This window comes from Agromyces sp. GXQ0307, assembly GCF_044769845.1.
Taxonomy (GTDB): Bacteria; Actinomycetota; Actinomycetes; order Actinomycetales; family Microbacteriaceae; genus Agromyces.
This window is the reverse complement of the sequence record NZ_JBIZVY010000002.1, coordinates 424,600-450,558: the sequence shown is the minus strand read 5'-3', so window position 1 is coordinate 450,558 and position 25,959 is coordinate 424,600. Positions and strand designations below refer to the sequence as shown.

Genomic DNA, 25,959 nt, shown 5'->3' with positions numbered 1-25,959 from the left:
GTCACACCGCCATGTCGAGGTCGCCGACGGCCTTGACCCGGATCCGGGTGGCGTTGCCCGGCAGGTACGGGATCGGCACCTCGTCGAAGTCGACGATCGCGACCGATCGGGGTGCGGCGCCCGCGGCGATGGCCTTGTCGACGGCCTCCGCGCGCACCTCGGAGATCGCCTCCTCGCGTCGGCCCGGCTCGATGGCGTAGACCTTGTCGATCTCGCCGCCGACCTGCGCGATCGACGCGCCGATCGCGTTCGCCACGGCGTAGTTCTCGGGCCGATGCACCTTGCCGAACATCGGGAGCAGTTCGGGCAGGAGGATCGAGCCGCCCCCGACCGCGACCACGGGGATCGGCTCGGGCGAGGTGCGCATGCGGTCGACCGCCTCCGCGACGCGCTCGGCGATGCGCGCGAGCACCTTCGAGACGAGCGCGGGGTCGAGGTGCGCCACCTTCGACGGGTCGCCGACCTCGGCGCGTCCGGCAGCGACCGCGATGTCGGTCGCCGTCAGGGTGGAGCCGCCGAAGACCAGGGCCTCGGTGGTGAGCCGGTAGCCGACCGACTCGGGCCCGACCTCGCCGGTCTCGGGGTCGACGATGCTGCCGCCGCCGATGCCGATCGAGAGCACGTCGGGCATCCGGAAGTTCGTGCGGATGCCCGCCACCTTCACCTCGTTGGCGGTCTCGCGGGGGAACCCGTTGATGAGCAGCCCGATGTCGGCGGTGGTGCCGCCGACATCGACCACGGCGCAGGTCTCGAGTCCGCTCGTGATCGCGGCGCCTCGCATCGAGTTCGTCGGTCCCGATGCGAACGTCGCCACCGGGTAGAGGCGAACGTAGTCCTCGTCCATCAGCGTGCCGTCGTTCTGGCTGAGGAAGATCTGCGCGTCGATGCCCTGCTTGCGGACCGCAGCCGTGAGGCCGTCGACGATCTCCGACGCGAGCTCGCGGAGCGCCGCGTTGATGATCGTCGCGTTCTCGCGCTCGAGCAGGCCGATCCGGCCGATCTCGTGCGACAGCGAGATCGCGACGTTCGGCCCGAGCTCCTCGGCGATGATGCGCCCCGCCTCGACCTCGAGGTCGTGGTTGACGGGGCTGAAGACCGACGAGATCGCGACCGAGCGGATGCCGTTGGCCCTCATGTCGGCGGCGTGCGCGCGGAGCTCGTCGGGGTCGAGGGGCGAGATCGGGCGGCCGTCGAATTCGTAGCCCCCGTGCGCGAGGTAGCTCCTCGCGCTGATCGCCTCGGCGAGCGCCTCGGGCCAGTCGACGAGCGGCGGGAGCGCCTTCGTCGCGGGCAGTCCGAGCCGCAGCGCCGCGGTGGGCGCCAGCCGCTTCGCCTCCACGAGCGCGTTGATGAAGTGCGTCGTGCCGATCATCACCGCGTCGATCTGCCCGCCCTCGAACGGGTGCATCGAGCGCAGGTCCTCGATCGCCTGGACGATGCCGGTCGTGACATCAGGTGTGGTGGAGTGCTTCACGCCGGCGAGGGTGGTGGTGCCGTCCATGAGGACGGCATCGGTGTTGGTGCCGCCGACGTCGATGCCGATGTGCATGATGGTGTCGCTTCCGTTTCGTCTGGTTGGGTGACCGGGTTCAGCGTGCCGCCGGGGTCAGCGCGTGGTGGCGGTGGACGAGGCGGTCGCGGTGGCGTCGGTGGCGTCAGCTGCGTCGGTGTCGCCCTCCGCCGTGCCGGACTGGTCGGCCTGGATGGTGCGCGCCGATCCGACGCCACGGACCCAGCCGAGCTTGCCGGCGATGACGTACAGCACCATCGAGGTGATGAGCGAGAGCACCGGCGGGATGCCCCAGGTGACGAAGTAGCCGACCAGGGCCGAGATCGCCCAGATGATGATCGTCGCCGGCACGATCCGCGGCGCGGACGCCGGGAGGGTGCCCGCCTCGCGGGTCGCGTCGAGGTCGCCGCGCCAGCGCTTCACGATGAAGTACTCGGCCACCATGATCCCCGCGATCGGCGGGAACGCGACGCCCAGGATGATGAGGAACCCGGTGAACTGGCCGAGGATGCCGACGGCGGCCAGGATCGATCCGACCACGCCGAGGACGATCGTGGTGGTCACGCGGTGCAGGTTGCGGTTGAACGCCGTCGAGATGAAGTTCACGAGACCGAGCGTGGAGGAGTAGAGGTTCCAGTCGTTGATCTTCAGCGTGCCGGTGATCACGATGATCAGGCCGACGAAGCCGATCGACGAGGTGACGATCGCGACGATGTTGCCGGATGCCGCGGCGTGGGCGAGCAGGACGCCGGCCAGGCCGATCACGAACTCGCCGAGGCTCACGCCGACGACCGTCTGCTTGACGACATCCGCCCGCGACCGGTTGAAGCGCGTCATGTCGGCGGTGATGATCGCGCCGACGATGAGGCCGCCCGCGACGATGGCGGTGCCCTGCCAGACGCTCATGGTCGGGCCGGGGGCTGGGCCGGTCATCAGCTCGACGAGGTCGTGGTTCGCGAGCTCGCTGATGATCGACCAGCCGACGAGGATCAGGAAGAGCGGAACGGTGATGTTCGCGAGCCACTGCATGCCCTTGAAGCCGAACGCCACGATGGCGGTCACGGCGAGGCCGAAGAGGAGGCTCCAGGCCCAGAGGGGCATGAGACCTGGGAGGAGCACGTCGAGCGACTCCGCCGAGATCGCCGACTGGATGCCGAACCATCCGATGAGGCTGATGCCGATCGCGAGCCCGACGAGTGAGGCACCGACCTCACCGAACCCGGTCCAGCGTGCCAGGAGTGCCGTGTTCAGGCCCTCCTTCTGCCCGATGATGCCGACGATGCACATGATCACCTCGAGGATGATCGACCCGAGCAGGAGGGCGAGGGCGGCTTCGCCGAAGGTCATGCTGTAGCCGAGGGTGGCACCGAGCAGGAACTGCGAGAGTGCGGAGACCTGCCCGAAGCGCTGCACCGCGATGCCGAACCAATGCTTCTGCGCGCTGGGAGTGACGCGCGACAGCGCGAAGTCGTCAGCGTGAACCATGCGAGACATGAGCGTCCTTCGAGTTTTGGGGGACTGGTTGGACTCAAAGTAGTCACCGCCCCGCCCGGGAGACCATGTGCGTTCTGCACTGATCGGGGCGAGGATTCAGCGGAACGCACATGCGATTGTCCGCGCCGGGCTGCGCGTAGGCGAGCGCTCCGTTCCAGCGGTGCTGCGAAGGTGAACCGGCCTTGGTCGGGATCGACGGCGCGGAGGTGGACGCCCATTGTTCCGGCTTATGTGCATGGTCGTGCACATGACCGAAACGCGTGACCGCACCCGTCGCGGTGCGGTGGTCGGCTTACGCCTCCGGCTCCTCCTGCAGCGCCCGCACCTCGATCGGCGTCTGCACGGCGCGCGAGGCGCGCGTCGCCCACTCCACGGCCGTCGCCTCGTCGGCCGCCTCGATCACCCAGAAGCCACCCACGTACAGCGGCGCCTCGACGAACGGCTCGTCGAGCACGCGCGGCTCGGCGCCCGAGGCATCCACGGTCTTCGCGGTCGAGGGCGGGTGCAGGCCGCCGGCGAAGCGGAACGCGCCCGACTCGACGAGCGCGGTGTTGAACTCGTCGACCGCGGCCATCACGGCCGCGAGCTCGGCCGGGTCCATGGCCTGCATCGACTCCATCGTCGGCTCGTCCGCCGAGTCGTGGGGCATGGTCAGGAAGTACTGGGTCATCGCTCTGTCCTCTCGTGAGCGGGCGGAGGTCGCCCTCACTTCAGACGTCGAACGACGAGCGGGTCGATCGACATGGTCGCCGATGTTCGATGACGGATGCCGCGACCAGCGCGCCTCTCAGCCGCGGATTCGCTCGACGAGCTCTGCCAGCTCGGGGAAGCTGCGCGACACGGTGACCCAGAGCGCGTCGGCGTCGACGCGGTCGTCGTGGTGGACCACGAAGTCGCGGTTGCGTGCGGCCTGCGACCAGAGAGGGTCACTGAAGCGTGACGGGTCCGCGGCGACCAAGCGCTTCGCGAGGTCGCCGACGCGATTCGACAGAGCCTCGAACGCAAGGGGGATCGCGGGGTCGCGGACGAAGTCTTTGTGCCCGCGGGCGACCAGCGTCGAGGCGGTCTCGAGCGTCGCGCTGAGGTCGTCCAGCCAGCGGTCGATGCGAACGTCCGGCCTCACAGGTCGACGGCCTCGGCCAGCACGGCCCGATCGCGTTTCGGGTCGAGCGCGCGACGCGACACGACAACCACCGGGCGGTCGAGCAGCGACTCCAGGTCGAGCTCGAATTGGGCGAGGTCGAAGAGCGACGCATCGGGGTCGGGATCGACGAGGAGGTCGACGTCGCTTTCGGGGGTCTCGTCGCCGCGCGCCACCGAGCCGAACACCTGCACGGAGCGGATGCGATTCGCGCGGGCGAGTCGCTCGATGAGCGGCTTGCGGCGGTGGAGGAGGTCGAGCACGGGCTCTGATGTCCGCTCGAGGGTGTTCGAAAGCGTGCCGAGAACTGCGTACGGCACCAGCACCGCTTCGGGCTTTCGATGCGATCCGATCACGACCGGGAGTGCTTCCGCGCCGCGAGCGCGGAACTCTCGGAGCAGGCCCGAGAGGCCGGCGCGCGCCTCGGCGACTGGCATGACCGGGCTGCCGGAGAGGTCATCGAGCGGATCGGATGGCATTGGCCAATTCTATCGCGTAGCTGTACAGAAATATGTACATGTATGGCATGTGAGGGTCTCGCCTCGGGAGGTGGGAGAAAGGTATTCCCGGGGATACCTTTCTCCCACCATTTGCGGAGAGGGGGTCGTCCGGGTAACGGTTGGCGGCCTGACGGCGGCCGAGCCCTGGGCGCCGCCGGCGCCTGCCGTGCCGGTGCCCGGCGTGCCGGCGCCCGGCGTGCAGGCGCCCGCCGAGCAGCCGCCCGCCGTGCCGGCGTCTGCCCTGCCGGGCGACCCGTGGCATCCGCTCACGAGGCGGCGCGGACGAGCAGGGCCGCGCGGGCGATCGTGCGCCCGCGCGACCCCGTGGCATCCGCTGCGCCCTGAGACCGGCGCAGCCGAGCCGTCAGACGAGCGCCGCCTCCCGCTTCGCGGCCTCCATCCGGCCGAGCCGCTGCCAGGTCTCGACAACCGTGTCGGGGTTGAGCGAGATCGACGAGATGCCCTGCGACATGAGCCATTCGGCGAAGTCGGGGTGGTCGCTCGGGCCCTGGCCGCAGATGCCGACGTACTTGCCGCGCGAGACGCACGCCTCGATCGCCATGCTCAGCATCTTCAGCACCGCGGGGTCGCGCTCGTCGAAGACGCGGGCCATCTCGGCCGAGTCGCGGTCGACGCCGAGCGTGAGCTGGGTGAGGTCGTTCGAGCCGATCGAGAAGCCGTCGAAGTGGTTGAGGAACTCGTGCGCGAGCACGGCGTTGCTCGGCACCTCGCACATCATCACGACCTGCAGGCCGTTCTGCCCGCGGACCAGCCCGTTCTCGGCGAGCGCCGCGATGACGGCCTCGGCCTCCGCGATCGTGCGGACGAACGGGATCATGATCTTCACGTTGGTCAGGCCCATCTCGTCGCGCACGAACTTCAGCGCCTGGCACTCGAGGTCGAAGCACTCCCGGAAGCCCGGCGAGACGTACCGCGACGCCCCGCGGAACCCGAGCATCGGGTTCTCCTCGTCGAGCTCGTAGCGGTCGCCGCCGACCAGGTTGGCGTACTCGTTCGACTTGAAGTCCGACATCCGCACGATCACCGGCCCGGGCGCGAACGCGGCCGCCAGCGTCGAGACGCCCTCGGCGACGCGCTTGACGAAGAAGTCGCGCGCGCCGGCGTACGGCGCGATGCGCGCGCGGATCTCCTTCGCCACCTCGGGAGCCTGGTCGTCGACGTCGAGCAGTGCCTTCGGGTGGATGCCGATCTGCCGGTTGATGATGAACTCCAGGCGGGCCAGGCCGATGCCGTCGTTCGGTGTCTGCGCGAAGTTGAACGCCTGCTCGGGCGTGCCGACGTTCATCATCACCGACGTCGGGATCTCGGGCAGGTCGCCGAGGTCGGTGTACTCGATCGAGTAGTCGAGCGTGCCCTCGTAGACGTACCCGGTCTCGCCCTCACCGCACGAGACGGTGACCTGCTGGCCGTCGACGAGGGCGGATGTCGCGTCGCCCGTACCGACGACGGCGGGCACGCCGAGCTCGCGCGCGATGATCGCGGCGTGACAGGTGCGGCCGCCGCGGTTGGTGATGATGGCCGACGCCATCTTCATCACCGGCTCCCAGTCGGGGTCGGTCATGTCGGCCACGAGCACGTCGCCCGGGTTGAACTCGTGCATGTCCTCGATCGACGAGAGCACGCGCGCCGGGCCGGAGCCGATCTTGTGCCCGATCGCGCGCCCCTCGGTGACGACCGTGCCGCGCTCGCCGAGGACGAACCGCTCTGTGCGGCCGGTCCGGCGGGCGACCACCGTCTCGGGCCGGGCCTGCACGATGTACAGGCGGCCGTCGATGCCGTCCTTCGCCCACTCGATGTCCATCGGGCGGCCGTAGTGCTGCTCGATGCTGACGGCGTAGCGGGCGAGTTCCTCGATCTCGGCGTCGGTCAGGCTGAAGCGTCGCGCCTCTACCGGGGTGACCGGCACGAACTCGACCGTGCGGCCGACATGCTTCGACTTCGTGTAGATCATCTTCGTCGCCTTCTCGCCCGCCGTGCGCTTCAGGATCGCGGGCCGGCCGGTGTTCAGCGCCGGCTTGTAGACGACGAACTCGTCGGGGTTCACCGCGCCCTGCACGACGCCCTCGCCGAGCCCGTACGCCGACGTGATGAGCACCGCGTTCGAGAAGCCCGACTCGGTGTCGATGGTGAACATCACGCCCGACGAGGCGAGGTCGCTCCGCACCATCCGCTGGATGCCCACCGACAGCGCGACGTCGAGGTGGGCGAAGCCGTGGTGGACGCGGTACGAGATCGCGCGGTCGTTGTAGAGCGACGCGAACACCTCGTGCACCGCCTGGAGGATCTGGTCGATGCCGCGGATGTTGAGGAACGTCTCCTGCTGGCCGGCGAAGGATGCGTCGGGGAGGTCCTCCGCGGTCGCGCTCGAGCGCACGGCCCACGAGACCGGGTCGGACGGGTCCTCGCCCTCGGTGAGGGTCGCGTACGCGGCGCGGATCTCGGACTCGAGGTCGTCGGGCAGCGGGGTCGCGATGATGTCCTCGCGGATGATGCGCCCGGCGCGAGCCAGCGCGAGCGTGTCAGAGCTGTCGAGCCCGAGGAGCGTCGCGGCGATCCGGTCCTCGAGGCCGGTCTGGGCGAGGAACGTGCGGAACGCGTCGGCCGTGGTCGCGAACCCCTCGGGCACGTTCACGCCGGCGGCGTCGAGGTTGTGGATGAGTTCACCGAGCGAGGCGTTCTTGCCGCCCACCTTCCCGATGTCGTCGAGGCCGAGGTCGGAGAGCCAGAGGATGTTGGTGGTCACGGTGGACTCCCTTTCGATGTCGTGAGGCGTCGGGGCCGGCGGGTGGATGCCGGTGAATCGAGGTTGCCTCACGGCTCGGGCGCGGCCGTGCCAAATCAGGGCGAAAGAATCGCGAGAATCAACCGTATCGAGCGGAAATGCGCACCTTGATCGGCGTATCTCGTCGAGAACCGATGAATGTTTCGTGCGTATGACGACGGGCTGCGTTCGAGCGGGGGCAACGGCGCGCGTACGCCCGAGGCGACCCGGGTTCGCGGATGCCGGCCGCGCCGCGGCATCCGTCATCGCCACCGAGTCGGCGCAGGCGTCGACCGCTCGCACCTACCGGTGCAGGTGCGCCGGCTGGCCGGTCGCGCCGCGGATGTCCTTCTCCGCGGTGTGGAGCATGCGCTCGGCGAGGTTGCGGAGCGCGCGCGAGACCGCGAGCTCGTCGCCGATCTCGGGCACGCTCGGATCGAGCGGATTGCGCTGCGCGTGGCCGTCGCCGGTCACGTCCATCCCTGCCGGAGTGCGCAGGCTGACGTGCGCCCAGGTGCTGTCTTCTTGCTCGTCGATGTCGACGGTGACGCTCCACTGCTTCGTCGCAGTCATGGAACTCACCACCCCTCCCGGTCGGTTCCACGGCCAGCGTAGGCCGGTGCGGTGCGGGCGGCGTCGAGTCCGTGCAAGGTGTCCACCTCGGGGTGTTCGTTCGGTCGAATTCGCAGGATCAGCCGGGCGATGGGGGCGCGGGGGGGGATGGATCGGGCGTGTCATCCTGCGAACTCGCGCCGCGCCGCGCCGCGCCGCGCGTTACCGGACGAGCCCGATCGCGAGCCCGTCCCACCCCTTCGCGCCGACGGTCTGGAGCGCCGTGGCATCCACCCGCGGGTCGCTGCCGAGCAGTTCGAGGCCGCGCTGCGTGCCGACCACCATCGGGTCGACGCTCTCCGGATCGGCGACCTCGCCCGCGCGTCCGATGTTGTCGACGACGATGACCGTGCCGGGGCGCCCCAGCCGGATCGCCCAGTCGAGGTAGAGCGCGTTCGACTCCTTGTCGGCGTCGATGAAGACGAGGTCGAAGGGGTCGGCGGCGGCGTCGGCGCGTCCGTGCTCGGCGAGCCGCTCGGCGAGGTGCGGCAGCGTGTCGGCGGCGCGCCCCACGATGATCTCGACGCGGCCCGCGACATCCGCTCGCTCGAGGTTCGCGCGGGCCACGTCGGCGTGCCGCTGCTCGAGCTCGAGCGTCACCACGAGGCCGTCGGGGCGGATGCCTCGGGCCAGGTGGATCGTCGAATAGCCACCCAGGGTGCCGATCTCGAGCACTCGTCGGGCTCCCGTCATGCGGGCGAGGAGCTCGAGGAGCCTCCCGGCGAGCGGCGTGACCTCGATCGCGGGCAGGCCCGCGGCGGCCGAGTCGCGGCGGGCGGCGGTCAGGGCGGGGTCGTCGTCGAGCAGCGTCGCTGCCAGGTAGTCGTCGACGCGGCGCCAGTTCGCGAGGGTGGGGTCGGCCATGGGGTCAGCCTCGTCGCGGTTCGACGGGGCGTCAACGGGTGGCGGCTGCGTGGTCGGCGTGGTGGTGGACGGCCTCGGACGCAGACGCCTCGACTCGCGATGTCGGAGGCGCCGCCTACGTTGGGGCGTACTTACTCGTGAACTCGTGCCGGGCTCGGAGTGGAAGATGAAGGTGCTGGTCGCGACCGGCGAAGCCCAGGGTACGAGATCGACCGACGTCATGCGGTGCGTCGAGGGTGAGCTCGTCCACATGATCGAGGCGTGCCCGTACAGCGCGCGACATCCGTACGGCTCGTGCGACTGCGGCCGCACGTTCCGCGGCATGACGAGCGACGGCGTCACCACGACCGCGGTCGTGCGAACGATGCCCGACCTCGACTTCGCGGCCTACGTCGACTGCCTCGACGCCACGCACCGCTTCAAACGCAGTCTCGGCTGCACCTGCGAGTTCGACGCGGTCGCTCAGGCATGGAACCTCGTGGCGATCGCCGGTGTGCTGCCCGAGGGCACGATCGTCGAGCGGCTCGTCGATCGCGTGGTGGTGCGGCGGGCGGTGGGGGCGTGATGACGAGGTCGGTGCCGCTCGCATGCTTGCGCCTCGACAGTGCCGGTGTACTATCGGTGATGTCTGACATGCTCGAACTGCGGTGCTGAGGGTTGCGAGATCAGCTCGGAGACATCGGGTCGGAGTACGGCACATGCTCGAGGCGCTTCGGAACGAGACGGCCCGTGCCGAGGACGGTGATGCAGTCCGGATCATCGGAACGGATGACCGGGGCGTGGAGCTCGAATTGGTCTTGGTGCCCGACGATCGCGGCGAGGGTTGGACGATCATCCATGCAATGCCGACGAGGTACAGGAGGAGCAGATGAGCCCGACGAGTCGTCGGCACTTCGAGCTACCCCGGGACCCCGAGGTGCACCTCGTAGAGACCGAGGAGGTCTCCTATCGCGGCGAACCACTTACCGACGAGCGTGTCGAGAGGATCGTCGAGGATGTACGACGCGCGAACCTCCTTCCGGGCGGCAAGTCGCTCAACCGCGATGGAACGCATGCCCGCCGACTCTCGGTTCGCGTGCACGACGACCTTTACGAGGCGCTCGAGGAAGCAGCCGAAGAGTCACGCGTCAGTGTGTCGAAACTGACCAGGGCAGTCTTGGATGAGTGGGCGGCCGGTCGGCACCCCGCACGGCACTGACAGACAACGGTTCTGTGCTCGTGAGCCTTGCGGGGTTCGCCCGTTCGGCTCAGACCCGCCACGCCCCCAGCTTCTCCGGATTCATCACGATCCACAGGTCGGCGACGCGGCCGGCGACGACGTTCAGGTTCACGACGCCGATCACCACGCTGTCGCGGAGAACCGCGAAGCCCGTGCCATCCGTCGTCGCCGCCGGCTCGACCCGGTCGGTCGGGTTCTTGGCGAGCAGGCCCAGCAGGAACCGCGCCACGTTCTCGGCGCCGAACACGGGCTTGCGGGCTGCCGAGACGAGGCCGCCGCCGTCGGAGCGGAGCGTCACGTCGGGGTCGAGCACGCGGGTGAGGGCGGCGAGGTCGCCCGCCTGCGTGGCGGCGGCGAACGCGGCGACCACGGCATCGTGCTCTGCGCGCGAGACCTGGCGGGAACGTTCGGCGGCCACGCGGCGCCGGGCCGAGGTCGCGAGTTGGCGCACCGCGGCGGGGGAGCGGCCGACGATCTCGGCGATCTCGGGGAACGGCACCGCGAACACGTCGTGCAGCACGAACGACACCCGCTCGGGTGGCGTCATCGCCTCGAGCACCACGAGCAGCGCGCTGCTCACCGCCTCGTCGAGGGTCACGCGGTCGAGCGGGTCGGTCGCGGCGTCCGTCTGTGCGGTGACCGACCCGCCGGCGACGCCGGCCGACACGGTGGCGGCGGATGTCGCGGCCGCGCCGGTGCCCGCGGCGAAGTACCCGGCCGGCAGCGGCTCGGGCAGCCACGGGCCGACGTACCGCTCGCGCCGCGCTCGCGCGGTGCCGAGCAGGTCGAGGCACACGCGCCCCGCGACGCGGGTCAGCCAGCCCGCGGGGTTCGCGATCGCATCGCGCTCGGCATCCGACATCCGGTACCAGCGCACGTAGGTCTCCTGTACCGCATCCTCGGCCTCGCCGGTCGTGCCGAGCATCCGGTACGCGAGCGCGAGCAGCCGGCGTCGCTCGTCGATCACGTCGGCGAGCTCGGCGCGGGCGTCGCGCCGCGGGTCGCCATCGCCGTCGTCCTCTCGCGCGTCGGTGCCGTGGGCGTCGCGCTCCGGGTCATCCGTCATCGTCATTCCCATTCCCTCCCACCCAGCATGACGACACAGCGGCCCGAATCGTGAGTGCCGTCACACTTCGGGGCGCCGTTTCGTCAGAGTGTGCATGAGCAGAATCCACACGGCCGCGCTCGCAGCATCGGCGGCCATCGCACTCGTCGTCGGCGGCTGGGCGTTCTTCGCGCCCCGATCCTTCTACGACTCCTTCCCCGGCGTGCTCGGCACCTGGATCTCGACCGACGGAGCATTCAACGAGCACCTCATCCGCGACGTCGGCGCCTTCTACCTCGGGCTGGGCGTCGCGAGCGTCGCGGGGCTGGTCTGGCGGAGCCGGGCGGTGTTCCGCACACTGGGCCTCGCGTGGACGGTCTTCGGCGCGCTGCACCTCGGATACCACGTCACGCACCTCGGCCACCAGGGCGCGGCCGACGACATCGCCGCGATCGCGTCTCTCACGCTCGCGCTCGCGCTCGGCGTCCTCCTGCTGATCCCGGGGCGCGATCAGGGCCGAGCGGATGCCGCGACCGGAGCGGATGCCGCGGGCCGTGCGCCGCACGCCCGAGACTCGGGCCCCGCGGCATCCGCCCCGCCCTCGGGCCGAACCGCCGGCACCACAACGGAGGTGGCCCGATGAGGATCGCCATCGCCGGAGCGACCGGCGTCGTCGGACGCCATACCGTCGCCGCCGCGGAAGCCCGCGGGCACGACATCCTGTCGCTTACCCGCGGCGTCGGCTTCGACCTCGAGCGCGGCACCGGACCCGTGGGTGCGACGCTGGCGTCCGCGCTCGACGGCATCGACGCCGTGATCGACGTGACGAGCGTGCAGACCACCGCGGCGAAGCGGTCGCGCGCCTTCTTCACCGCGGTCACCGAGCACCTGCTCGCCGCCGAGCGCGACGCCGGCGTGCGCCATCACGTCGCACTGTCGATCGTCGGCATCGACGGCGTCGACGCGTCGTACTTCGCCGGCAAGCACGCGCAGGAGCGCCTCGTCGAGGCCGGCCCGGTGCCGTACACGATCCTGCGCGCGACGCAGTTCCACGAGTTCGCCGAGCAGGTGACGGCGCGGCTCTCGCTCGGTCGCCTGATCACCCCGATTCCGGTCGGGCGGTACCGGCCGGTCGCGGCGCGCGAGGTCGGGGCACGGCTCGTCGAGCTCGCCGAGGGTGGCGCAGTCGGTCGCGCGCGCGATCTGACCGGCCCGCGCGAGGAGCGGCTCGTCGAGATGGTGCGACGCATGTTCGCCCGCGACGGCGTGCGCCGTACGGTCGTCGAGTTCCCGCTGCCCGGGGCGTACGGGCGCGCGTCGGCGTCGGGAGTGCTCCGCGGCGGCGCGGACGCCGACCGCGCCACGATCGCGTTCGACGAGTGGCTGGCGTCGCCCGACCACACGCCGGTCGGGGCGCGAGCGGATGCCCCGGCATCCGCTCGGGGTCCGGCGCCGACGCAGCGCGACGGCGGGCGCGCGGCCGGGCGGTAGCGAGTATGCAGGATGAGCCGCGTCACCCCGGGTCCGGGCGAGGCCGTGGAACGGCTCACCCTGCGAACTCAACGATCTACCGCTGTCGGGGTTCCGGAATACGCAGGATGTGCTGCGTCAGAGGTCACCAGCGAGACCCATGGCACCGCTCGTCCTACGAACCGATCGGCCCGGCGGGCCCAAGCGGTGCGCCCGGCGGGGCGTGATGGTGCGAGTTCGCAGGATGAGCCCCGTCATCCCGCTTCACGGGAGGTCATCGCACGTCTCATCCTGCGAACTGCGCGGTCCGGCGGACGGGCGGCGGCGAACGCACCGCCCCGGGCGCCGCGGCAGACGGCCCGGCGCGCAGCGGGTCAGCTCGCGCCGTACTCGAACACCAGCCGCGCCGGCACGTCGCCGTGCAGCACCTCGTCGACGGCGGAGTTCACGTCGCCCAGGTCGCGCGGCACCGCGACCACCCGGGTGCGCCCGAGCGCGTGCAGCGCGAACACCTCGGCGAGGTCCTGCCGGGTGCCCACGATCGAGCCGATGATCGAGATGCCCTTCAGCACCGTGTCGAAGATCGGCACCGTCAACGTGCCTTCGGCCGGCAGCGAGACGAGCACCATCCGCCCGCCGCGGTTCAGCGACGCGAACGCCTGGTCGAACACCTGGGGCGCGACGGCGAGCACGATCGCGACATCCGCCCCACCGACCTCGGCGATCGCCGCGACCGGGTCGACCTTCGATGCGTCGACGGTGTGGTCGGCGCCGAGCTCGCGGGCGAGGTCGAGCTTCTCCGTGGTGATGTCGACCGCGATCACCTCGGCTCCGACGAGCCGTGCGTACTGCACCGCGAGGTGGCCGAGCCCGCCGACGCCGAACACCGCCACGCGCTCACCCGGCACCAGCCGGGCGTTCTTCACGGCCGCGTACGTCGTGACGCCCGCGCAGGTCAGCGGCGCGGCATCCAGTGCCGACACGCCCTCGGGCACCGGAGCCGCGAAGCGCGCATCGGCGACGGCGTACTCGGCGTACCCGCCGTCGATCGAGTACCCGGTGTTCTGCTGGGCCTCGCAGAGGTTCTCGCGCCCCGACACGCAGAAGCGGCATTCGCCGCACGCGTGCCCGAGCCACGGCATCGCGACGCGCTCGCCGACCGAACGCGACGTGACGCCCTCGCCGACCTTCTCGACGATGCCGACGCCCTCGTGCCCCGGCACGAACGGCAGACCGGGCTTGACCGGCCAGTCGCCCCGCATCGCGTGGATGTCGGTGTGGCAGAGCCCGCACGTCTCGAGTCGGACGAGCACCTGACCGGCGCCCGGTTCCGGGATCGGCCGGTCCTCGAGGTCGACGGGCCGGTCGAACGCCGTCACGACGGCTGCACGCATGATGTTCCTCCTGTGGATCGGTGGGATCGGGAGCCCGGCTTCGCCGCGGCGGCCCCGCCTCCGAGTCTGCGCGGCCGGGGCGGGTGCTCGCGGGGACTTGGTCCCTCGCTGTCGACGAGTCGGGGGCGGATGGCGCGGCTCGCGGTGGGTGCGGCACCCCCATCGCGTCCCGGTCTCGCGATGGTCACGCTCTCGAACCGGGTGGAAAGGTATTCCGCGTTCACCTTTCCACCGCATTCCGATGCGTGACGGTCGCAGGGGCTCGCGCGGGGAGCCGCGCGAGCCGCGGGGAGCCGCGCGAGCCGCGGCACGCCGCGCGAGCCGTGGGGAGCCGCGGGGCGAGTCTGCAGGATGTGCTGCGCGTCGCCCGCCGCTGGAGCCGCATCACTCGTCTCGTCCTGCGTACCTCACTTCCTCGAAGCGGCGAGCGTGAGCTGTCCGGCGGCCGGTGATACGGCGGTCATGGCGAGCGGATGCCGCGGCTTCCGTGGCGCACGTCGCGAGATCACGCGACCACCGCCGCCGACGCCAGCAGCAGCCCGGCCGCACTGGCCCAGGCCCGAAGCTGCACTCCGCGGCGCCAGAGCTTCTCGCCGGTGAGCAGCGCGGCGACGACGACCGTGGCGACGAGCGGATGTCCCGCCAGTGCCAGGACCGCCATGGCCGGGCCGCATGCGATCACGCACACGACGGCATGGCGAAGCCCGAGTGCGGCGGACGAGCCGTACGCCGCCGCACCTCGCAGCCGGATCGGCGCCGTTCGGCAGCAGCGCGCGAGCGCGTGGCGCTTGGCCGGCGTGAGTTCCCACAGCGCGGCCGCGACGATCATGACGACGAGCGCGGCCCTCGGCACGGGCCCGAACGCGGTGGTGGCCGTGAACTCGGCCGCGACGACGGCCGCGCCCACGGCGCACCACGCCGCCAGGTACGCGCCGACGAACGTCGCGACCATCGACGCACGCCGGGCGGGTCGGCTCACGTCGGCGACGTACCGCACGAGCGGCAGCACGGTCGGGAGCATCATCGCCGCGACCATCAGGGCCCACATCGCGAGGGTCGGAGCGATCATCGAGAGGCCCGCCGGGTCTGCGGCCGCGAGCGCCGGCGACCCGGCCTCCGCGCCGGCGATGATCGAGGTCTCGCCGCCGGGCGGCCGGGTTCCGGCCTGTGAGCCGAGTCCGAGCAGCAGATGCCGGTGAGCCGACGTCCCGCCCGAACCGGATGCCGCACCCGCCGCGACCGCGATGGCGAACCACCCGATCCACGCCGCCGCGGCGACGCCGAGCACGGCGAGCTCGTCCCGCCGCAGTCCGCGCAGGCCCGCGCCGACCCGGGTCGAGGCGGCGATCGTCACCACGTCAGGACGCGACATCCGTCACCCCGCGAAGACGTCGATGCTGCCGATGGAGAGCTCCGGGTCGGGCGACCGGTCGGAGGCCTCGCCGCCGAGGCGGAGCGTGACGCGCGCGACCGAGGGGTTCCAGGTGCCCGCCGCGATGAGGTCCTCGACGATCTCCGTGATCTCGAACGTGAACGAGAGGCCGTGCTGGGAATCGGGCTCGTCGGCCCGCTCGGCGCCGAACGTCGGCAGCGTCGCGACGAACCTCGCGGCCTCGGGGTCGTCGCCGTCGGGGTCGAGGTAGAGCGAGTAGATCCGGTCGGAGTTCCGCGTGACCGACACGTGCTCGACGCGGATGAAGTACCGCGTCGGCGGCTCCGCGGCGCCGGCCGCCGCATCGTCTGCGTCGAGGCCGAACGGGCCGCGGTCCGCGGGCGCGCGCTCCACCGGCGGCGGGGGAGCGTCGAGCGGAAGCTCCAGTGTCGGCGACTCGCCGCCGCTCAGGCGCAGGGTGCGATCGAGCGCGCCGATGCGCTCGAGGCGGCGCGGCGCCGGCTCGGGCGCCGGCGCGGCGGGCGTGCCGGTCGGCGGCTCCGCGGGCCCACCCGCCGCGGGTCCACCCGCCCCGGGCGCACGACGTCCCGCCCCGGGCCCACCCGCCCCGGGCCCACCCGCCCCGGGCCCACCCGCATCGGGCGCGCGACGCCGCGCCGCGGCATCCGCCCCGCCCTCGACCTCGGGTGCGACGCCGAAGCCGCCGCCACCGGGCCCGACCGGCCCCGGCGGCACCGGCGCCCCTCCGGGCCCGACCGGCACCGGCACCGGCGCGAACACGCCGGCCAGCGCATCCACCCACTCGGGCTGCAGCACGCCCAGCACGAACACGGGCGCGGGCTTCGACAGGTCGTCGTACTCGTACCCGAGCGGCGCGGTGTCCGCCACGTCGGCCGGATGCCACGGCTCGACCGCGCCGTCCAGCTCGAGGAACGGGAACGGCTCGTCGAGGTACGCGGCCCGCGGCTCATCGCGGCCGACGCCCTGCGTGACGCGCCACACCTCCCAGAGGCGGTCGATGTTGGCGTGGTGCAGCCAGAAGACCGGGTCGCGACCCGCGACCGCGGGGTTCAGCATGTTGCCGCCGACGGCGTTGTGCACCGCGTTGTGGGGCGAGCGCTCGAGCTGGCCGGTACCACCGGCCGCCCGGTGGGTCGCCGGCGTGCGCTCGCCGCCGAACGTCGTGTTCGTGGCCTGGCTGAACGGGCCGCTGAAGGGCAGGGTGCGGTCGAGCCATCCGGACGTGTCGAGCATCGCCGGGTCGATCAGCGTGTCGACGAGCGTGCGCGCCGGGTCGAACAGCGCATTCGGCGCGCCGTCCGGGCGGAGCGGCGTCCGGAACGGATGCGGCAGGAACGCCGTCGCCGGCCGGTGGTAGTTCCAGTACGGCAGCGCCCACGTCGCCTTCGTGTCGTCGTCTACCTCGGGCATGCCCGCGATCACATCGATCAGGATCCGCTCGAAGTGCGCCAGGTAGATGCGATGCCACGGCAGGAAGTACCACGTGCCGTGCTGGCAGTTCGCGAGCAGCGGGTCGCCGGTCGCGAACGGCGTGCCGTGCAGCGCCGCCTGGTAGTCCCAGCGCGCGGGCGCCGCCTGCGCCGGGTCGCGCAGGGCGGCGACCGCACGCTCGTACGCATCGACGAACGGATGCCACGCGGCATCCGCCGTCGGCTGCAGCGCCCAGATGTCGTGCCGCACCCGCACCGGCGCGGGCGACGGCTGCTCGGCCGCCGCGGCGATCTCGTCGAGGCGCTGCACCGTGAGCGGGCCGACGTCTGGGAACGGATTCGCCACCCCGAGCTCCTCGATCTTGAAGCGCACCACCGCCGCTTCGGTCTCGCCGCCGTACTCGCCGTCGGCGCCATTCAGCGGCAGCACGTCGGGCTCCCACAGGAGCAGGGCCTGTTGCACCGTGCCGACTGCCGGATGGAACCGGTTCTGCGTCTGCGAGATCCGGTCGGGCGCGCCGCTCGCGATGCGCTCGAGCAGGTCGTCGCCCGCGAAGAGTCGTGAAGTCAGCATGATGGGCCCCCGTTCCCTCATGCGGAGGCGGCCGCGGCGCCCGGCGCGCCGCGGCGCGCTCCGATCGGGTGCAGGTTACTCCGGCGTGGGGGCGGCGGGGTCCGGGGTGACCCGGAGGTCGGCGTCGCTGGCGGGTGGGCGGGGGCAGGGCGGGCGCAGGGCGCTGCGAGTTCGCAGGACCATCCGACCGATGAGCCGGGCGATGGCGGCGGTGCGGGGCGCATCGGTCGGATGATCCTGCGAATTCGGTGCGCGGTTCGGTGGTGGTCGGGCTGGGTGCGGGCTCGAGCGGCTGTGCGCAGGGCCGGCGCGCACCACGGTCAGGTCCGATTCCCGCTGACGGATGCCGCGCGGCGGATGCTCCGAAGCGCGAGAATCGACGCATGCCCCGACGTCACGCCACGCTCCGCACGTCGCTCGGCGACCTGCTCGTGGTCAGCGACGCCGACGGCCTGATGGGGCTGTACTTCCCGGGCCACTGGCATCCGCCCGCCGCCGACTCGCTCGGCACCGAGGTGGACGCGCGCGGGGACGAGCTGTTCGCCCGGCTCGGCGCGGAGCTCGACGAGTACCTCGCGGGACGCCGCATCCGCTTCGACCTGCCCCTCACGCCGACCGGTGACGACTTCCAACACGCGGTGTGGGGGATGCTGCGCGAGATCCCGTACGGATCGACCGCGACCTACGGCGAGCTCGCGCTGCGCCTCGGCGACCGCAACCTGGCGCGGCGCGTCGGCGGGGCGGTGGGGCGGAACCCGATCAGCATTCTCGTGCCGTGCCACCGCGTGGTCGGTGCCGACGGATCGCTCACCGGGTACGCGGGCGGCCTCGACCGCAAGCGGTGGCTGCTCGAGCTCGAGGGGGCCGACGTCGTCGCGCAGCGGCGCCTGTTCTGATGCGCGGCGGCTCGGCTCGGCGGGCGTGCGGCCGCGGTCGGCGTCGGTGTGCCAAAGCAGGATGAGCCGGTTCATGCCCGCTGCAGGGGACCCGTGGCCCGTGTGGTCCTGCGAATTCGCTCGTCGCGGCGGGAAGCAGTCGATGTCGCCAGGCCGGTCACGGCCGCCGGGCGACCTCGCCCACCGGCACCATCCGCGCGCCCGTCTCCGAGTCGATGCTGTCGGCGAGGTACCAGCGCGACAGGCGCACCTGCAGTCGCCGGGCGAGGGTGAGGCGTCCACGCTCGTCCGGGTGCAGCACGAGCAGGAACCGCGGCTCGGGTCGCTCGATGCGCGCCAGCGCCTCGGCGGGGAGCGGCGCGTGCACCTCGACGTATTCGCCGCCGGGCAGGCGCACGAGGCGTCCGGTCTCGTATCCGTGCAGCGCTGCATCGCGGTCGCGACGCTGCAGCCCGAGGCAGACGCGTCGCGCGATCGCGAACGCGACGATCGGGCCGAGCACCAGCGTCGCCTGCAGCACCGCGATCACGCCCTCGAAGGTGACCGAGAACTGCGTCGCGACGAGGTCGGCGCTGCCGGCCGCCCAGAGCGTGCCGTAGAACACGATCGCGGCGACGCCGATGCCCGTGCGCGTGGGGGTGGTGCGCGGGCGCTCGAGCAGGTGGTGCTCGCGGATGTCGCCTGTGGCCCACGCCTCCGCGAACGGGTACACGGCGATCGCGAGGAGGAAGAGCGTGACCACCGCGAGCGGCGCGAGCACGGCGAGCGTCCAGGTGCGGTCGAAGAGCACGAACTCCCATCCGGATGGCACGAGCCGCAGCGCCCCGTCGAGGAACCCGGTGTACCAGTCGGGTTGGCTCCCCGCGCCCGCGTCGCCCGGCGACGCCGGGCCGTAGAGCTGGATGGGATTGACGGTGACCGTCGCCGAGATGACGAGCAGCACGCCCGTGACGAGCGCGAACAGCCCGCCGGCGCGTGCGGCCGCGTTCGGCCAGAGCGGCACGCCGACCACGTTTCGGCCGGTCCGCCCGGCGCCCGGGGACTGCACGGGGCCGACCCGCCACGCGGCGAGCGCGCGCAGCGCGACGAGCGCGATCAGCACCGCCGGCACGATCGCGACGTGCAGCGGGTACAGGTGCGCGATGATCTCGCCCGGGAACGAGCCGCCGAAGAGCAGCGATGCGAGCCACGTGCCCACGACCGGGATGCCGAGCGCGATGCCCTCGGTGATGCGCAGCCCGGTGCCCGAGAGCAGGTCGTCGGGCAGCGCGTAGCCGCTCCATCCGCCCGCCAGCGCCGCCACGAAGATGAGGAACAGCAGCACCCACATGCCGCGCCGCGGCCTGCGGAACGCCCCGGTGAAGAACGTCGTCAGGAGCTGCATGATGATCGCCGCCGGCAGCAGCAGGCCGGCCCAGTGGTGCGCCTGCCGAACGAGCAGTCCGCCCGGGATCTCGAACGTGATCCGCATGGTCGACGCGAACGCGTGCGAGACCTCGGCGCCGCGCAGCGGCGCGTACGCGCCGTCGTACGTGGTCGTCGCGCTCGACGGCGTGTACCAGAACATGAGCAGGATGCCGGTGGCGGTCAGCACCACGATGCAGGCGAGGCTCACCACGCCGAACAGGTTCGTCCAGTGTTGCGGCACGGGTCGTCGGGCGAGGTCGGCGCGGATGTCGCCGAGCCGCCGCCCGAACACGGTGGCCCGTGACATCCGCTCGCCGAGCCGGTCGGTGAGGGAGGGGCGGTTTCGGTCGCGGGTGGAGAGGTCGGCGCTCGGTGCCGGGGTGGTGCGCATGGATGCCTCCTCGTGAGTGGCTTCACACATACGACCCCGCAGCTCTGCCGGGTGTGACATCCGCTCGGCCGCCGGAGGGGCCGAGTTCGCAGGATGAGCTGCGTCATCGGTCTGCTGGGGCACCTGTCGAGTGGCTCATCCTGCGAACTCGCACCGGGCGCGCGCGACGGCGCGCCCGCGCACAACGCGAAAACAGGATGAGCGGTGTCATGCACCCCGTGCGGGACCCATGGATCGGCTCATCCTGCGAACTCGCGCGAGCGCGGAGCGCCACCGGCTCGGTGATCGCCCTCGGCGAACGACAGGTCCAAGGTCTTAGCACTCTCGTCATGCGAGTGCTAATCTCTGATCAAGTTGAGTCGAGGTGACTCAACTCCTGATCTCACGAGAGGAGACGCTCATGGCAATGACCTGGGACCCGTTCCGCGACCTCGACCGCCTGGCGGCGAACGTGCTCGACTCGAGCCGAGGCCCCCGGATGATGCCCATCGACCTGCACCGCGACGGCGACCACTACGTCCTGTCCGCCGACCTGCCCGGGGTCGACCCGGGCTCGATCGACATCGACGTCGACGGCCAGCTGATGACCATCCGCGCCGAGCGCACGCTGCGCGACGACGAGAACGTCCGGTGGCTGGTCCACGAGCGGCCGAGCGGCTCGTTCCTCCGCCAGCTCACGCTCGGCGAGGGCATCGACACCGCCGGCATCAGCGCGCACTACGACAACGGCGTGCTGAGCGTGATCATCCCGGTGTCCGAGCGCGCGAAGCCGCGCAAGGTCGAGGTGCGCTCCGCGGCCGACGACGTCGTGACGCCCGAGGTCACCTCCAGCGGGAGCTGACGGGCGCCGGCGGGCGCCGGCGATCTCGACGCGGGGCGGATGCTGCGGCATCCGCCCCGCGTCGCGTGTCATCGAGATCGCCGAATCGCGGGCGAGGGGCAGCGCAGAGTCGGGCGAGGCCGTACGATCGGCGTACGCGCGAGCCCGCGCCACCCCGCACCGGATACGCCGATCCCCAGGTCCACCCCGCGGCATCGACGCCGTCCGCCGACACGACGCCCCCGATCCCCTCGGAGCACCACGTTGAGAGCCCCCGCCGATGACGAGCCCGTGCCCGGCTTCGGCGTGCCCGACGAGGACGGCGACGATGCGGGCGACGGGCGCCCCGGCGGCCGCCGACGGAGTGAGGCGTTCGTCGACGACGGCGCGATCGAGCGCGACCGCTGGGCCATGCGCGCGAGCGCGCACCCCGGTCGACGTCCGCGTCGCCGGGCCGCAACCCTCGCGTTCGATCCCGCCGACCACCAGGACCCCGACCGGCGCCGGTACTTCCTGAGCTCGTTGCAGCCGAGCGGCGACTACGAGGCCGTCATCGTCGCGATCACCGACGGCGCGAGCCGCCGGTACTTCAGCTCGCGCGACGGCTCGCACTTCATCGAGGTCGACGAGCTCTCGTTCGAGCAGCGACGCAAGAGCGGCTCGCGCTCGATGCTCGAGATCGGCGAGCACGAACTGCGCGAACTCGAGGACGCGCTCATCTTCGTCAGGCCCCTCGACGGTCGCGACCCGATCGCCGAGGTCGCCGCCGCGAGGAAGGCGTCGCTCGAGGCGACGCGCCCGATGGCGATCGTGCCGGTCGCCGCGCCCGAGGCGGCCTCGGCCGACGCGAAGACGGATGTCGCGGTCGACACGACGACGGATGTCGCGGCCGACGCGAAGACGGATGTCGCGGCCGACGCGACCCGGAGGCCGGACGCGGACGAGGCGTCCGCGGACGATTCGACCCTCGTCTGGGCGGATGATGCGTCGGCCGCCGACGAGGACGATCCGGAAGCCGAGGCGCCTGGTCCGCGCCGAGCGACGTTCGAGCCGATTCCGCCGGGCGGTCCGGCCGAGCCGACCCCGAACGCCGAGGCCGATGCGTCGGCCGAGCCCCGGCTCGACCCGGACGGTGAGCCGGAGCCGGAGGCGGCGATGCCGCCGGTGCTCGAGCCGGAGCCGGAGCTGGAGCCGGACGGGGCGTCGGCGACGGCGCCGCCCGCGCCCCCTGCGCCGCACGCGCCCGCCGCATCGCCCGCGCCCCCTGCGCCGCCCGCGTCCGCCGCGTCGCCCGCGCCCGCCGCGCTCTCCCCGCTCGACGCCGTCGCGCAGGTCGCACTCGCGAAGGGCATCGCGTTCGCCGCGCATCGCGGTCAGCTCGACAAGAGCGGCACGCCCTACATCGACCATCCGGGCCGCATCGCCGAGCGGTTCGATCCGGTGACCGATCCCATCGCCGCGGCGGCGGCGTGGCTGCACGACGTACTCGAGGACACCCCGCTCACCTCGCGCGAGCTGTTCGAGGCCGGCGTCCTGATCGAGATCGTCGGTGTCGTCGAACTCCTGACCCGCCGACCCGAGGTCACGCCCGACGAGTACTACGCGCGCATCCGGCGCCACCCGGTGGCGTTGCGCGTCAAGCTCGCCGACATCGACGACAACACCGCGCCGTGGCGGCTTCGTCGTCTGGAGTTCGCCAAGCAGCAGCGCCTCGCCGAGAAGTACCGCCACGCGCGTCGCGCGCTCGGCGTGGAGTGAGCCGGACCCGGCCGATTCGGCGCCGGGACCTTCGACCCGGGCGGCGCGAGCCGATCCGCGAGTAGCGTGTCGCCCGCGTCCGGCCGAGCCGTGAGACAAGAGCGGGAGCACCGGGTTTCAGGCGGCCTTCCCTTCGGGGCATGCGCCAAGCAGAGTACGGCTGGTCCCACCCGCCGCCGAACGCGTCGACGCCGCGCTGCACGACGGCCGTGTGCCGACCGGTGTCGGCCGGTCTCAGGCGACGCGGCGTCGGCGCTGCGTGCCCGTGCTCACTCCTCGACGCCGGGGTCGCCGCCCTCGAGCCCCCCGTCGGTGGAGTCGGTCATCGGTTCGTCGCTCTCCGGTGCGCCCGGGGTCTCCTCGTCGGGCCTCGGTTCGTCGCGGACCGAGGGGTCGTCCTCGTCACGAGGCGTGCCGCCGGGGTTGGTCGAACCGCTCATGGTGCTGCTCGCTTCCTGGATGTGCGGAGTCGGTCAGGGGGTCGAGATCTCCTCGACCGTGCGCCCGGTCGCCACCTCGGGCAGCGTTCGGGCGATGTCGGCCTGCGCGATGATGCCGACGAGGTCGTGCCCGTCGATGACGGGCAGGCGTCGGATCTGATGGTGCTGCATCATCTGCAGGGCCTCGCGGATGTCGTCGTCGGCGCCGATGGTGACGGGCTTGCCCTCGGCGAGGCTTCCGGCCGTCACCGCGCCCGGGTCCGCGCCCTCGGCGAGGCACTTCACGACGATGTCGCGGTCGGTGAGCATGCCCATCAGCTTCGCGTCGTTGCCGCAGATCGGCATGGACCCCACGTCGAGGTCGCGCATGATCCGCGCTGCTTCGACGAGGTTCTGGTCCTCGTTCACGCAGGTCGGGTCCGGGCTCATGATGTCGCGTGCCACAGTCATGTGAACGTCCCTTCCACGATCGCGGTCGCGATCGTCCCGGCAGGTTACGCGCCGGCCACCCGGCGCCGCACGGGGGTTGACGATCCCGCGGCACACGCGCACCATGGCGTCGGCGATCGGCCCGATGGCTCGTGACGGCCCGTCAGGCGGATGCCGCGGCATCCGCTCGATCGAAGACGAGCACGCGCAGCAGGAGTTCGAGCGAGTGCTGCACCCGTTCGTCGGGCCAGCCCTCCGGGTCTTCGACGGACTTCACCTCGTACCCGCGGCAGTAGAGGTAGAGGATGTCGGCGATGCGCGCGGCCTCGTCGCGGTCGGCGGCACGGGCGCCGTCGAGGAAGGACTCGTACGTGGCATCCGTCACCGTTCGAAGCAGTTCGTAGGCGCGGTCGTGGCCGGCGCGCACGTCGGCGATGACCTCGATCCAGAGGCTGCGGAACACGGCCTCCTCGGGGGAGGACGTACACATCCAGCGGGTGAGCGCCGCGAGCCGCTCGACGCCGAGGAGGGCGCCGAGCTCGGCGCGGCGTTCGTCGTCCCAGCGCGAGCGGGCGAGTTCGAGCGCGTTCGCCATGAGCTCGGCGCGGCTCGGCACGAAGTGCGTGATGAACGCGGTCGAGCGCCCGAGCCGCTCGGCGACGGCACGCAGGGTGACGGCGTGCGTGCCGCGCTCCTGCGCGACGGCGACGGTGGCGCGCGCGATCTCGGCGAGGCGTTCGGCGGTGTCGACTTCGGCCGGCAACGGCGGCTCCCTTCGGGCCGGGGCGGATGCCGCGACATCCGCTCGTTGACATCGCGACGGGCCCCACACTAACGTCGCTGCAGGCGTTGTCAAACACTGTTTGAAAAAGATGGAGGGCGCGTGGCCGCGAACAGCGAGGTCGTGCACGGCGGGGTCGCGAACGGCGGCGTCTCGTTCTGGATGCAGCAGGTCGGCGTGCCCGCCGAGCGCCCGCCGCTCCGGGGCGACCTCGACGTCGACGTGGCGATCGTCGGCGGCGGGTACACCGGCCTCTGGACCGCCTACTACCTCAAGCGCGACCAGCCCGACCTCCGCATCGCGGTGCTCGAGCAGCGGTTCGCCGGCTTCGGCGCCTCGGGGCGCAACGGCGGATGGCTCACCAACTCCGTCACGGGCGGCCGCGAGCAGTACGTGACGGCGCACGGGCGCGACGCGGCGATCGCGCAGCAGCGCGCACTCAACGACACGGTCTACGAGGTGATCCGGGTCGCGGCCGCCGAGGGCATCGACGCCGGCATCCACAAGGGCGGCGAGCTCGAGATCGCGACCGCGCCGGCGCAGCTCGCGCGCCTGCGCGCCGCCGCCGCGGCCGAGCGGGAGTGGCCCGCGACCGACGTCGAGGAGCTCGACGCCCGAGAGACCGCCGCCCGCGTGAACGTGGCCGGCGTGCTCGGCGGGCTGTGGCATCCGCACTGCGCCCGCGTGCACCCAGCCAAGCTCGCGCTCGGGCTCGCCGCCGCGGTCGAGCGGCTCGGCGTGACGATCTACGAGGGAACGCGCGTCACCGAGATCGCGCCGGGCGAGGCACGCACCGAGCACGGCACCGTGCGCGCGGCGCACGTGCTGCGCGCGACCGAGGGCTTCACGCCGAACCTGCGCGGCGAGCACCGCACCTGGCTTCCCATGAATTCGTCGATGATCGTGACCGAGCCGCTCGCGGCATCCGCCTGGGACGAGATCGGCTGGAACGGCCGCGAGACGCTCGGCGACTTCGCCCACGTCTACATGTACGCCCAGCGCACCGCCGACGACCGCATCGCGTTCGGCGGTCGCGGCGTGCCCTACCGATACGGCTCGCGCGTCGACGTCGACGGCGCGACCCAGCCGCGCACGATCGAGAGCCTCACCGAACTGCTGCGCCGGTACTTCCCCGCCGCAGCGGATGCCGCGATCGAGCACGCGTGGGCCGGAGTGCTCGGCGTACCGCGCGACTGGGCCGCGACCGTCGGCCTCGACCGCGCGACCGGGCTCGGCTGGGCCGGCGGCTACGTCGGCACGGGCGTCACCGCGACGAACCTCGCCGGGCGCACGCTCCGCGACCTCGTGCTGGGCCGCGACACCGAGCTCACCCGCCTGCCATGGGTGAACCACCGCGCGAAGCGCTGGGAGGTCGAGCCGCTCCGGTGGCTCGCCGTGCAGGCGATCTACTCGGCATACCACGCGGCCGACCGCGCCGAGCTGCGCGGGCGGGCGACCACCTCGCCCATCGCGAAGGTCGCCGGCTTCGTCGCCGGCCGCTGACCGCACCCGCCGTCGAGACCTTCGACCCTGGCCGCCTCGCGCCGCCGCGTGGAGAATCGTTCCCCCGCGTGCGCGGGCGAACCGA

Annotated in this window: 24 protein-coding genes; 8 read left to right on the top strand and 16 right to left on the bottom strand. The window is 72.0% G+C overall.

Features of this window, described 5'->3' with window-relative positions; genetic code table 11:
* Window position 1: 1 nt before the first annotated feature.
* The 8 genes from ACIQH8_RS07460 to ACIQH8_RS07425 all read right to left on the bottom strand — a co-directional run bounded on the left by ACIQH8_RS07460 (window position 2) and on the right by ACIQH8_RS07425 (window position 8,903).
* Window positions 2-1,549 carry a hydantoinase/oxoprolinase N-terminal domain-containing protein gene (locus ACIQH8_RS07460; RefSeq protein ID WP_400996629.1) on the bottom strand — a complete coding sequence of 516 codons (1,548 nt, stop codon included), beginning with the start codon at window positions 1,547-1,549 and terminating at the stop codon, window positions 2-4.
* A 57-nt stretch (window positions 1,550-1,606) separates the two neighbouring features.
* Window positions 1,607-3,004, bottom strand: a complete 1,398-nt coding sequence (locus ACIQH8_RS07455) for a purine-cytosine permease family protein (RefSeq protein WP_400996627.1) — start codon at window positions 3,002-3,004, stop codon at window positions 1,607-1,609.
* Window positions 3,005-3,296: 292 nt separating this feature from the next.
* Entirely contained in the window at window positions 3,297-3,674 is a 378-nt protein-coding gene (locus ACIQH8_RS07450) for a YciI family protein (protein WP_400996624.1), read from the bottom strand.
* 117 nt (window positions 3,675-3,791) lie between these two features.
* Window positions 3,792-4,127, bottom strand: a complete 336-nt coding sequence (locus ACIQH8_RS07445) for a DUF86 domain-containing protein (RefSeq protein ID WP_400996621.1) — start codon at window positions 4,125-4,127, stop codon at window positions 3,792-3,794.
* Window positions 4,124-4,624 (bottom strand): nucleotidyltransferase domain-containing protein, encoded by a 501-nt coding sequence (locus ACIQH8_RS07440; protein WP_400996618.1) that lies wholly within the window; start codon window positions 4,622-4,624, stop codon window positions 4,124-4,126. The genes ACIQH8_RS07445 and ACIQH8_RS07440 overlap by 4 nt, the downstream gene beginning before the upstream one ends.
* A gap of 385 nt (window positions 4,625-5,009) precedes the next feature.
* Window positions 5,010-7,409, bottom strand: coding sequence for a phosphoenolpyruvate synthase (gene ppsA / locus ACIQH8_RS07435; protein WP_400996615.1), 2,400 nt, complete (start codon window positions 7,407-7,409; stop codon window positions 5,010-5,012).
* Between the two features lie 321 nt (window positions 7,410-7,730).
* Complete coding sequence (locus ACIQH8_RS07430) at window positions 7,731-8,000, bottom strand: DUF1876 domain-containing protein (protein ID WP_155053136.1); 270 nt, start codon at window positions 7,998-8,000, stop codon at window positions 7,731-7,733.
* A gap of 201 nt (window positions 8,001-8,201) precedes the next feature.
* Window positions 8,202-8,903 (bottom strand): O-methyltransferase, encoded by a 702-nt coding sequence (locus ACIQH8_RS07425; protein ID WP_400996613.1) that lies wholly within the window; start codon window positions 8,901-8,903, stop codon window positions 8,202-8,204.
* A 166-nt stretch (window positions 8,904-9,069) separates the two neighbouring features.
* Between ACIQH8_RS07425 and ACIQH8_RS07420 the strand changes: the two genes are divergently transcribed.
* Window positions 9,070-9,468 (top strand): hypothetical protein, encoded by a 399-nt coding sequence (locus tag ACIQH8_RS07420; protein ID WP_400996611.1) that lies wholly within the window; start codon window positions 9,070-9,072, stop codon window positions 9,466-9,468.
* A gap of 303 nt (window positions 9,469-9,771) precedes the next feature.
* Window positions 9,772-10,101: a ribbon-helix-helix protein, CopG family gene (locus ACIQH8_RS07415; protein ID WP_400996609.1), complete on the top strand. Its 330-nt coding sequence runs from the start codon at window positions 9,772-9,774 to the stop codon at window positions 10,099-10,101.
* Between the two features lie 49 nt (window positions 10,102-10,150).
* Here the strand turns inward: ACIQH8_RS07415 and sigJ are convergent, their stop codons facing one another.
* Window positions 10,151-11,194, bottom strand: coding sequence for an RNA polymerase sigma factor SigJ (gene sigJ, locus ACIQH8_RS07410; RefSeq protein ID WP_400996607.1), 1,044 nt, complete (start codon window positions 11,192-11,194; stop codon window positions 10,151-10,153).
* Between the two features lie 88 nt (window positions 11,195-11,282).
* Between sigJ and ACIQH8_RS07405 the strand changes: the two genes are divergently transcribed.
* Both ACIQH8_RS07405 and ACIQH8_RS07400 read left to right on the top strand, forming a co-directional pair.
* Window positions 11,283-11,810, top strand: a complete 528-nt coding sequence (locus ACIQH8_RS07405) for a hypothetical protein (RefSeq protein WP_400996605.1) — start codon at window positions 11,283-11,285, stop codon at window positions 11,808-11,810.
* Entirely contained in the window at window positions 11,807-12,658 is an 852-nt protein-coding gene (locus tag ACIQH8_RS07400) for an SDR family oxidoreductase (RefSeq protein ID WP_400996602.1), read from the top strand. The genes ACIQH8_RS07405 and ACIQH8_RS07400 overlap by 4 nt, the downstream gene beginning before the upstream one ends.
* A 353-nt stretch (window positions 12,659-13,011) precedes the next feature.
* Here the strand turns inward: ACIQH8_RS07400 and ACIQH8_RS07395 are convergent, their stop codons facing one another.
* The 3 genes from ACIQH8_RS07395 to ACIQH8_RS07385 form a co-directional block, all read right to left on the bottom strand.
* Entirely contained in the window at window positions 13,012-14,031 is a 1,020-nt protein-coding gene (locus ACIQH8_RS07395) for a zinc-dependent alcohol dehydrogenase (protein WP_400996599.1), read from the bottom strand.
* 505 nt (window positions 14,032-14,536) lie between these two features.
* A complete protein-coding gene (locus ACIQH8_RS07390; RefSeq protein WP_400996597.1) occupies window positions 14,537-15,403 on the bottom strand; it encodes a DUF2182 domain-containing protein in 867 nt (288 codons plus the stop codon).
* Window positions 15,404-15,406: 3 nt separating this feature from the next.
* Window positions 15,407-17,449 (bottom strand): tyrosinase family protein, encoded by a 2,043-nt coding sequence (locus tag ACIQH8_RS07385; protein ID WP_400996594.1) that lies wholly within the window; start codon window positions 17,447-17,449, stop codon window positions 15,407-15,409.
* Window positions 17,450-17,832: 383 nt separating this feature from the next.
* On the opposite strand from ACIQH8_RS07385, the gene ACIQH8_RS07380 reads away from it, so the two are divergent.
* Window positions 17,833-18,345, top strand: coding sequence for a methylated-DNA--[protein]-cysteine S-methyltransferase (locus ACIQH8_RS07380; protein ID WP_400996592.1), 513 nt, complete (start codon window positions 17,833-17,835; stop codon window positions 18,343-18,345).
* A 157-nt stretch (window positions 18,346-18,502) separates the two neighbouring features.
* Here the strand turns inward: ACIQH8_RS07380 and ACIQH8_RS07375 are convergent, their stop codons facing one another.
* Entirely contained in the window at window positions 18,503-20,143 is a 1,641-nt protein-coding gene (locus tag ACIQH8_RS07375; RefSeq protein ID WP_400996589.1) for a cytochrome bc complex cytochrome b subunit, read from the bottom strand.
* 400 nt (window positions 20,144-20,543) lie between these two features.
* On the opposite strand from ACIQH8_RS07375, the gene ACIQH8_RS07370 reads away from it, so the two are divergent.
* Both ACIQH8_RS07370 and ACIQH8_RS07365 read left to right on the top strand, forming a co-directional pair.
* Window positions 20,544-20,984, top strand: a complete 441-nt coding sequence (locus tag ACIQH8_RS07370; RefSeq protein WP_400996586.1) for an Hsp20/alpha crystallin family protein — start codon at window positions 20,544-20,546, stop codon at window positions 20,982-20,984.
* 243 nt (window positions 20,985-21,227) lie between these two features.
* The gene (locus ACIQH8_RS07365; protein ID WP_400996583.1) at window positions 21,228-22,721 is read left to right on the top strand and encodes a hypothetical protein; all 1,494 of its coding nucleotides are present in this window, start codon (window positions 21,228-21,230) and stop codon (window positions 22,719-22,721) included.
* Between the two features lie 269 nt (window positions 22,722-22,990).
* Here the strand turns inward: ACIQH8_RS07365 and ACIQH8_RS07360 are convergent, their stop codons facing one another.
* From ACIQH8_RS07360 to ACIQH8_RS07350, 3 genes are all read right to left on the bottom strand, one after another.
* Window positions 22,991-23,161, bottom strand: coding sequence for a hypothetical protein (locus tag ACIQH8_RS07360; protein WP_400996581.1), 171 nt, complete (start codon window positions 23,159-23,161; stop codon window positions 22,991-22,993).
* 33 nt (window positions 23,162-23,194) lie between these two features.
* Entirely contained in the window at window positions 23,195-23,611 is a 417-nt protein-coding gene (locus tag ACIQH8_RS07355) for a CBS domain-containing protein (protein ID WP_400996579.1), read from the bottom strand.
* Window positions 23,612-23,753: 142 nt separating this feature from the next.
* Entirely contained in the window at window positions 23,754-24,353 is a 600-nt protein-coding gene (locus ACIQH8_RS07350) for a TetR family transcriptional regulator (protein ID WP_400996577.1), read from the bottom strand.
* A 180-nt stretch (window positions 24,354-24,533) separates the two neighbouring features.
* Between ACIQH8_RS07350 and ACIQH8_RS07345 the strand changes: the two genes are divergently transcribed.
* A complete protein-coding gene (locus tag ACIQH8_RS07345; protein WP_400997886.1) occupies window positions 24,534-25,874 on the top strand; it encodes an NAD(P)/FAD-dependent oxidoreductase in 1,341 nt (446 codons plus the stop codon).
* Window positions 25,875-25,959: the final 85 nt, after the last annotated feature.

Excerpts from the sequence above, each read along its gene's own strand:
- ACIQH8_RS07460 (WP_400996629.1), bottom strand. The coding sequence starts at position 1,549 with ATGCACATCGGCATCGACGTCGGCGGCACCAACACCGATGCCGTCCTC.
- ACIQH8_RS07455 (WP_400996627.1), bottom strand. The coding sequence starts at position 3,004 with ATGTCTCGCATGGTTCACGCTGACGACTTCGCGCTGTCGCGCGTCACT.
- ACIQH8_RS07450 (WP_400996624.1), bottom strand. The coding sequence starts at position 3,674 with ATGACCCAGTACTTCCTGACCATGCCCCACGACTCGGCGGACGAGCCG.
- ACIQH8_RS07440 (WP_400996618.1), bottom strand. The coding sequence starts at position 4,624 with ATGCCATCCGATCCGCTCGATGACCTCTCCGGCAGCCCGGTCATGCCA.
- ACIQH8_RS07430 (WP_155053136.1), bottom strand. The coding sequence starts at position 8,000 with ATGACTGCGACGAAGCAGTGGAGCGTCACCGTCGACATCGACGAGCAA.
- ACIQH8_RS07425 (WP_400996613.1), bottom strand. The coding sequence starts at position 8,903 with ATGGCCGACCCCACCCTCGCGAACTGGCGCCGCGTCGACGACTACCTG.
- ACIQH8_RS07420 (WP_400996611.1), top strand. The coding sequence starts at position 9,070 with ATGAAGGTGCTGGTCGCGACCGGCGAAGCCCAGGGTACGAGATCGACC.
- ACIQH8_RS07415 (WP_400996609.1), top strand. The coding sequence starts at position 9,772 with ATGAGCCCGACGAGTCGTCGGCACTTCGAGCTACCCCGGGACCCCGAG.
- sigJ (WP_400996607.1), bottom strand. The coding sequence starts at position 11,194 with ATGACGATGACGGATGACCCGGAGCGCGACGCCCACGGCACCGACGCG.
- ACIQH8_RS07405 (WP_400996605.1), top strand. The coding sequence starts at position 11,283 with ATGAGCAGAATCCACACGGCCGCGCTCGCAGCATCGGCGGCCATCGCA.
- ACIQH8_RS07400 (WP_400996602.1), top strand. The coding sequence starts at position 11,807 with ATGAGGATCGCCATCGCCGGAGCGACCGGCGTCGTCGGACGCCATACC.
- ACIQH8_RS07395 (WP_400996599.1), bottom strand. The coding sequence starts at position 14,031 with ATGCGTGCAGCCGTCGTGACGGCGTTCGACCGGCCCGTCGACCTCGAG.
- ACIQH8_RS07390 (WP_400996597.1), bottom strand. The coding sequence starts at position 15,403 with ATGTCGCGTCCTGACGTGGTGACGATCGCCGCCTCGACCCGGGTCGGC.
- ACIQH8_RS07385 (WP_400996594.1), bottom strand. The coding sequence starts at position 17,449 with ATGCTGACTTCACGACTCTTCGCGGGCGACGACCTGCTCGAGCGCATC.
- ACIQH8_RS07380 (WP_400996592.1), top strand. The coding sequence starts at position 17,833 with ATGCCCCGACGTCACGCCACGCTCCGCACGTCGCTCGGCGACCTGCTC.
- ACIQH8_RS07375 (WP_400996589.1), bottom strand. The coding sequence starts at position 20,143 with ATGCGCACCACCCCGGCACCGAGCGCCGACCTCTCCACCCGCGACCGA.
- ACIQH8_RS07370 (WP_400996586.1), top strand. The coding sequence starts at position 20,544 with ATGGCAATGACCTGGGACCCGTTCCGCGACCTCGACCGCCTGGCGGCG.
- ACIQH8_RS07360 (WP_400996581.1), bottom strand. The coding sequence starts at position 23,161 with ATGAGCGGTTCGACCAACCCCGGCGGCACGCCTCGTGACGAGGACGAC.
- ACIQH8_RS07355 (WP_400996579.1), bottom strand. The coding sequence starts at position 23,611 with ATGACTGTGGCACGCGACATCATGAGCCCGGACCCGACCTGCGTGAAC.
- ACIQH8_RS07345 (WP_400997886.1), top strand. The coding sequence starts at position 24,534 with ATGCAGCAGGTCGGCGTGCCCGCCGAGCGCCCGCCGCTCCGGGGCGAC.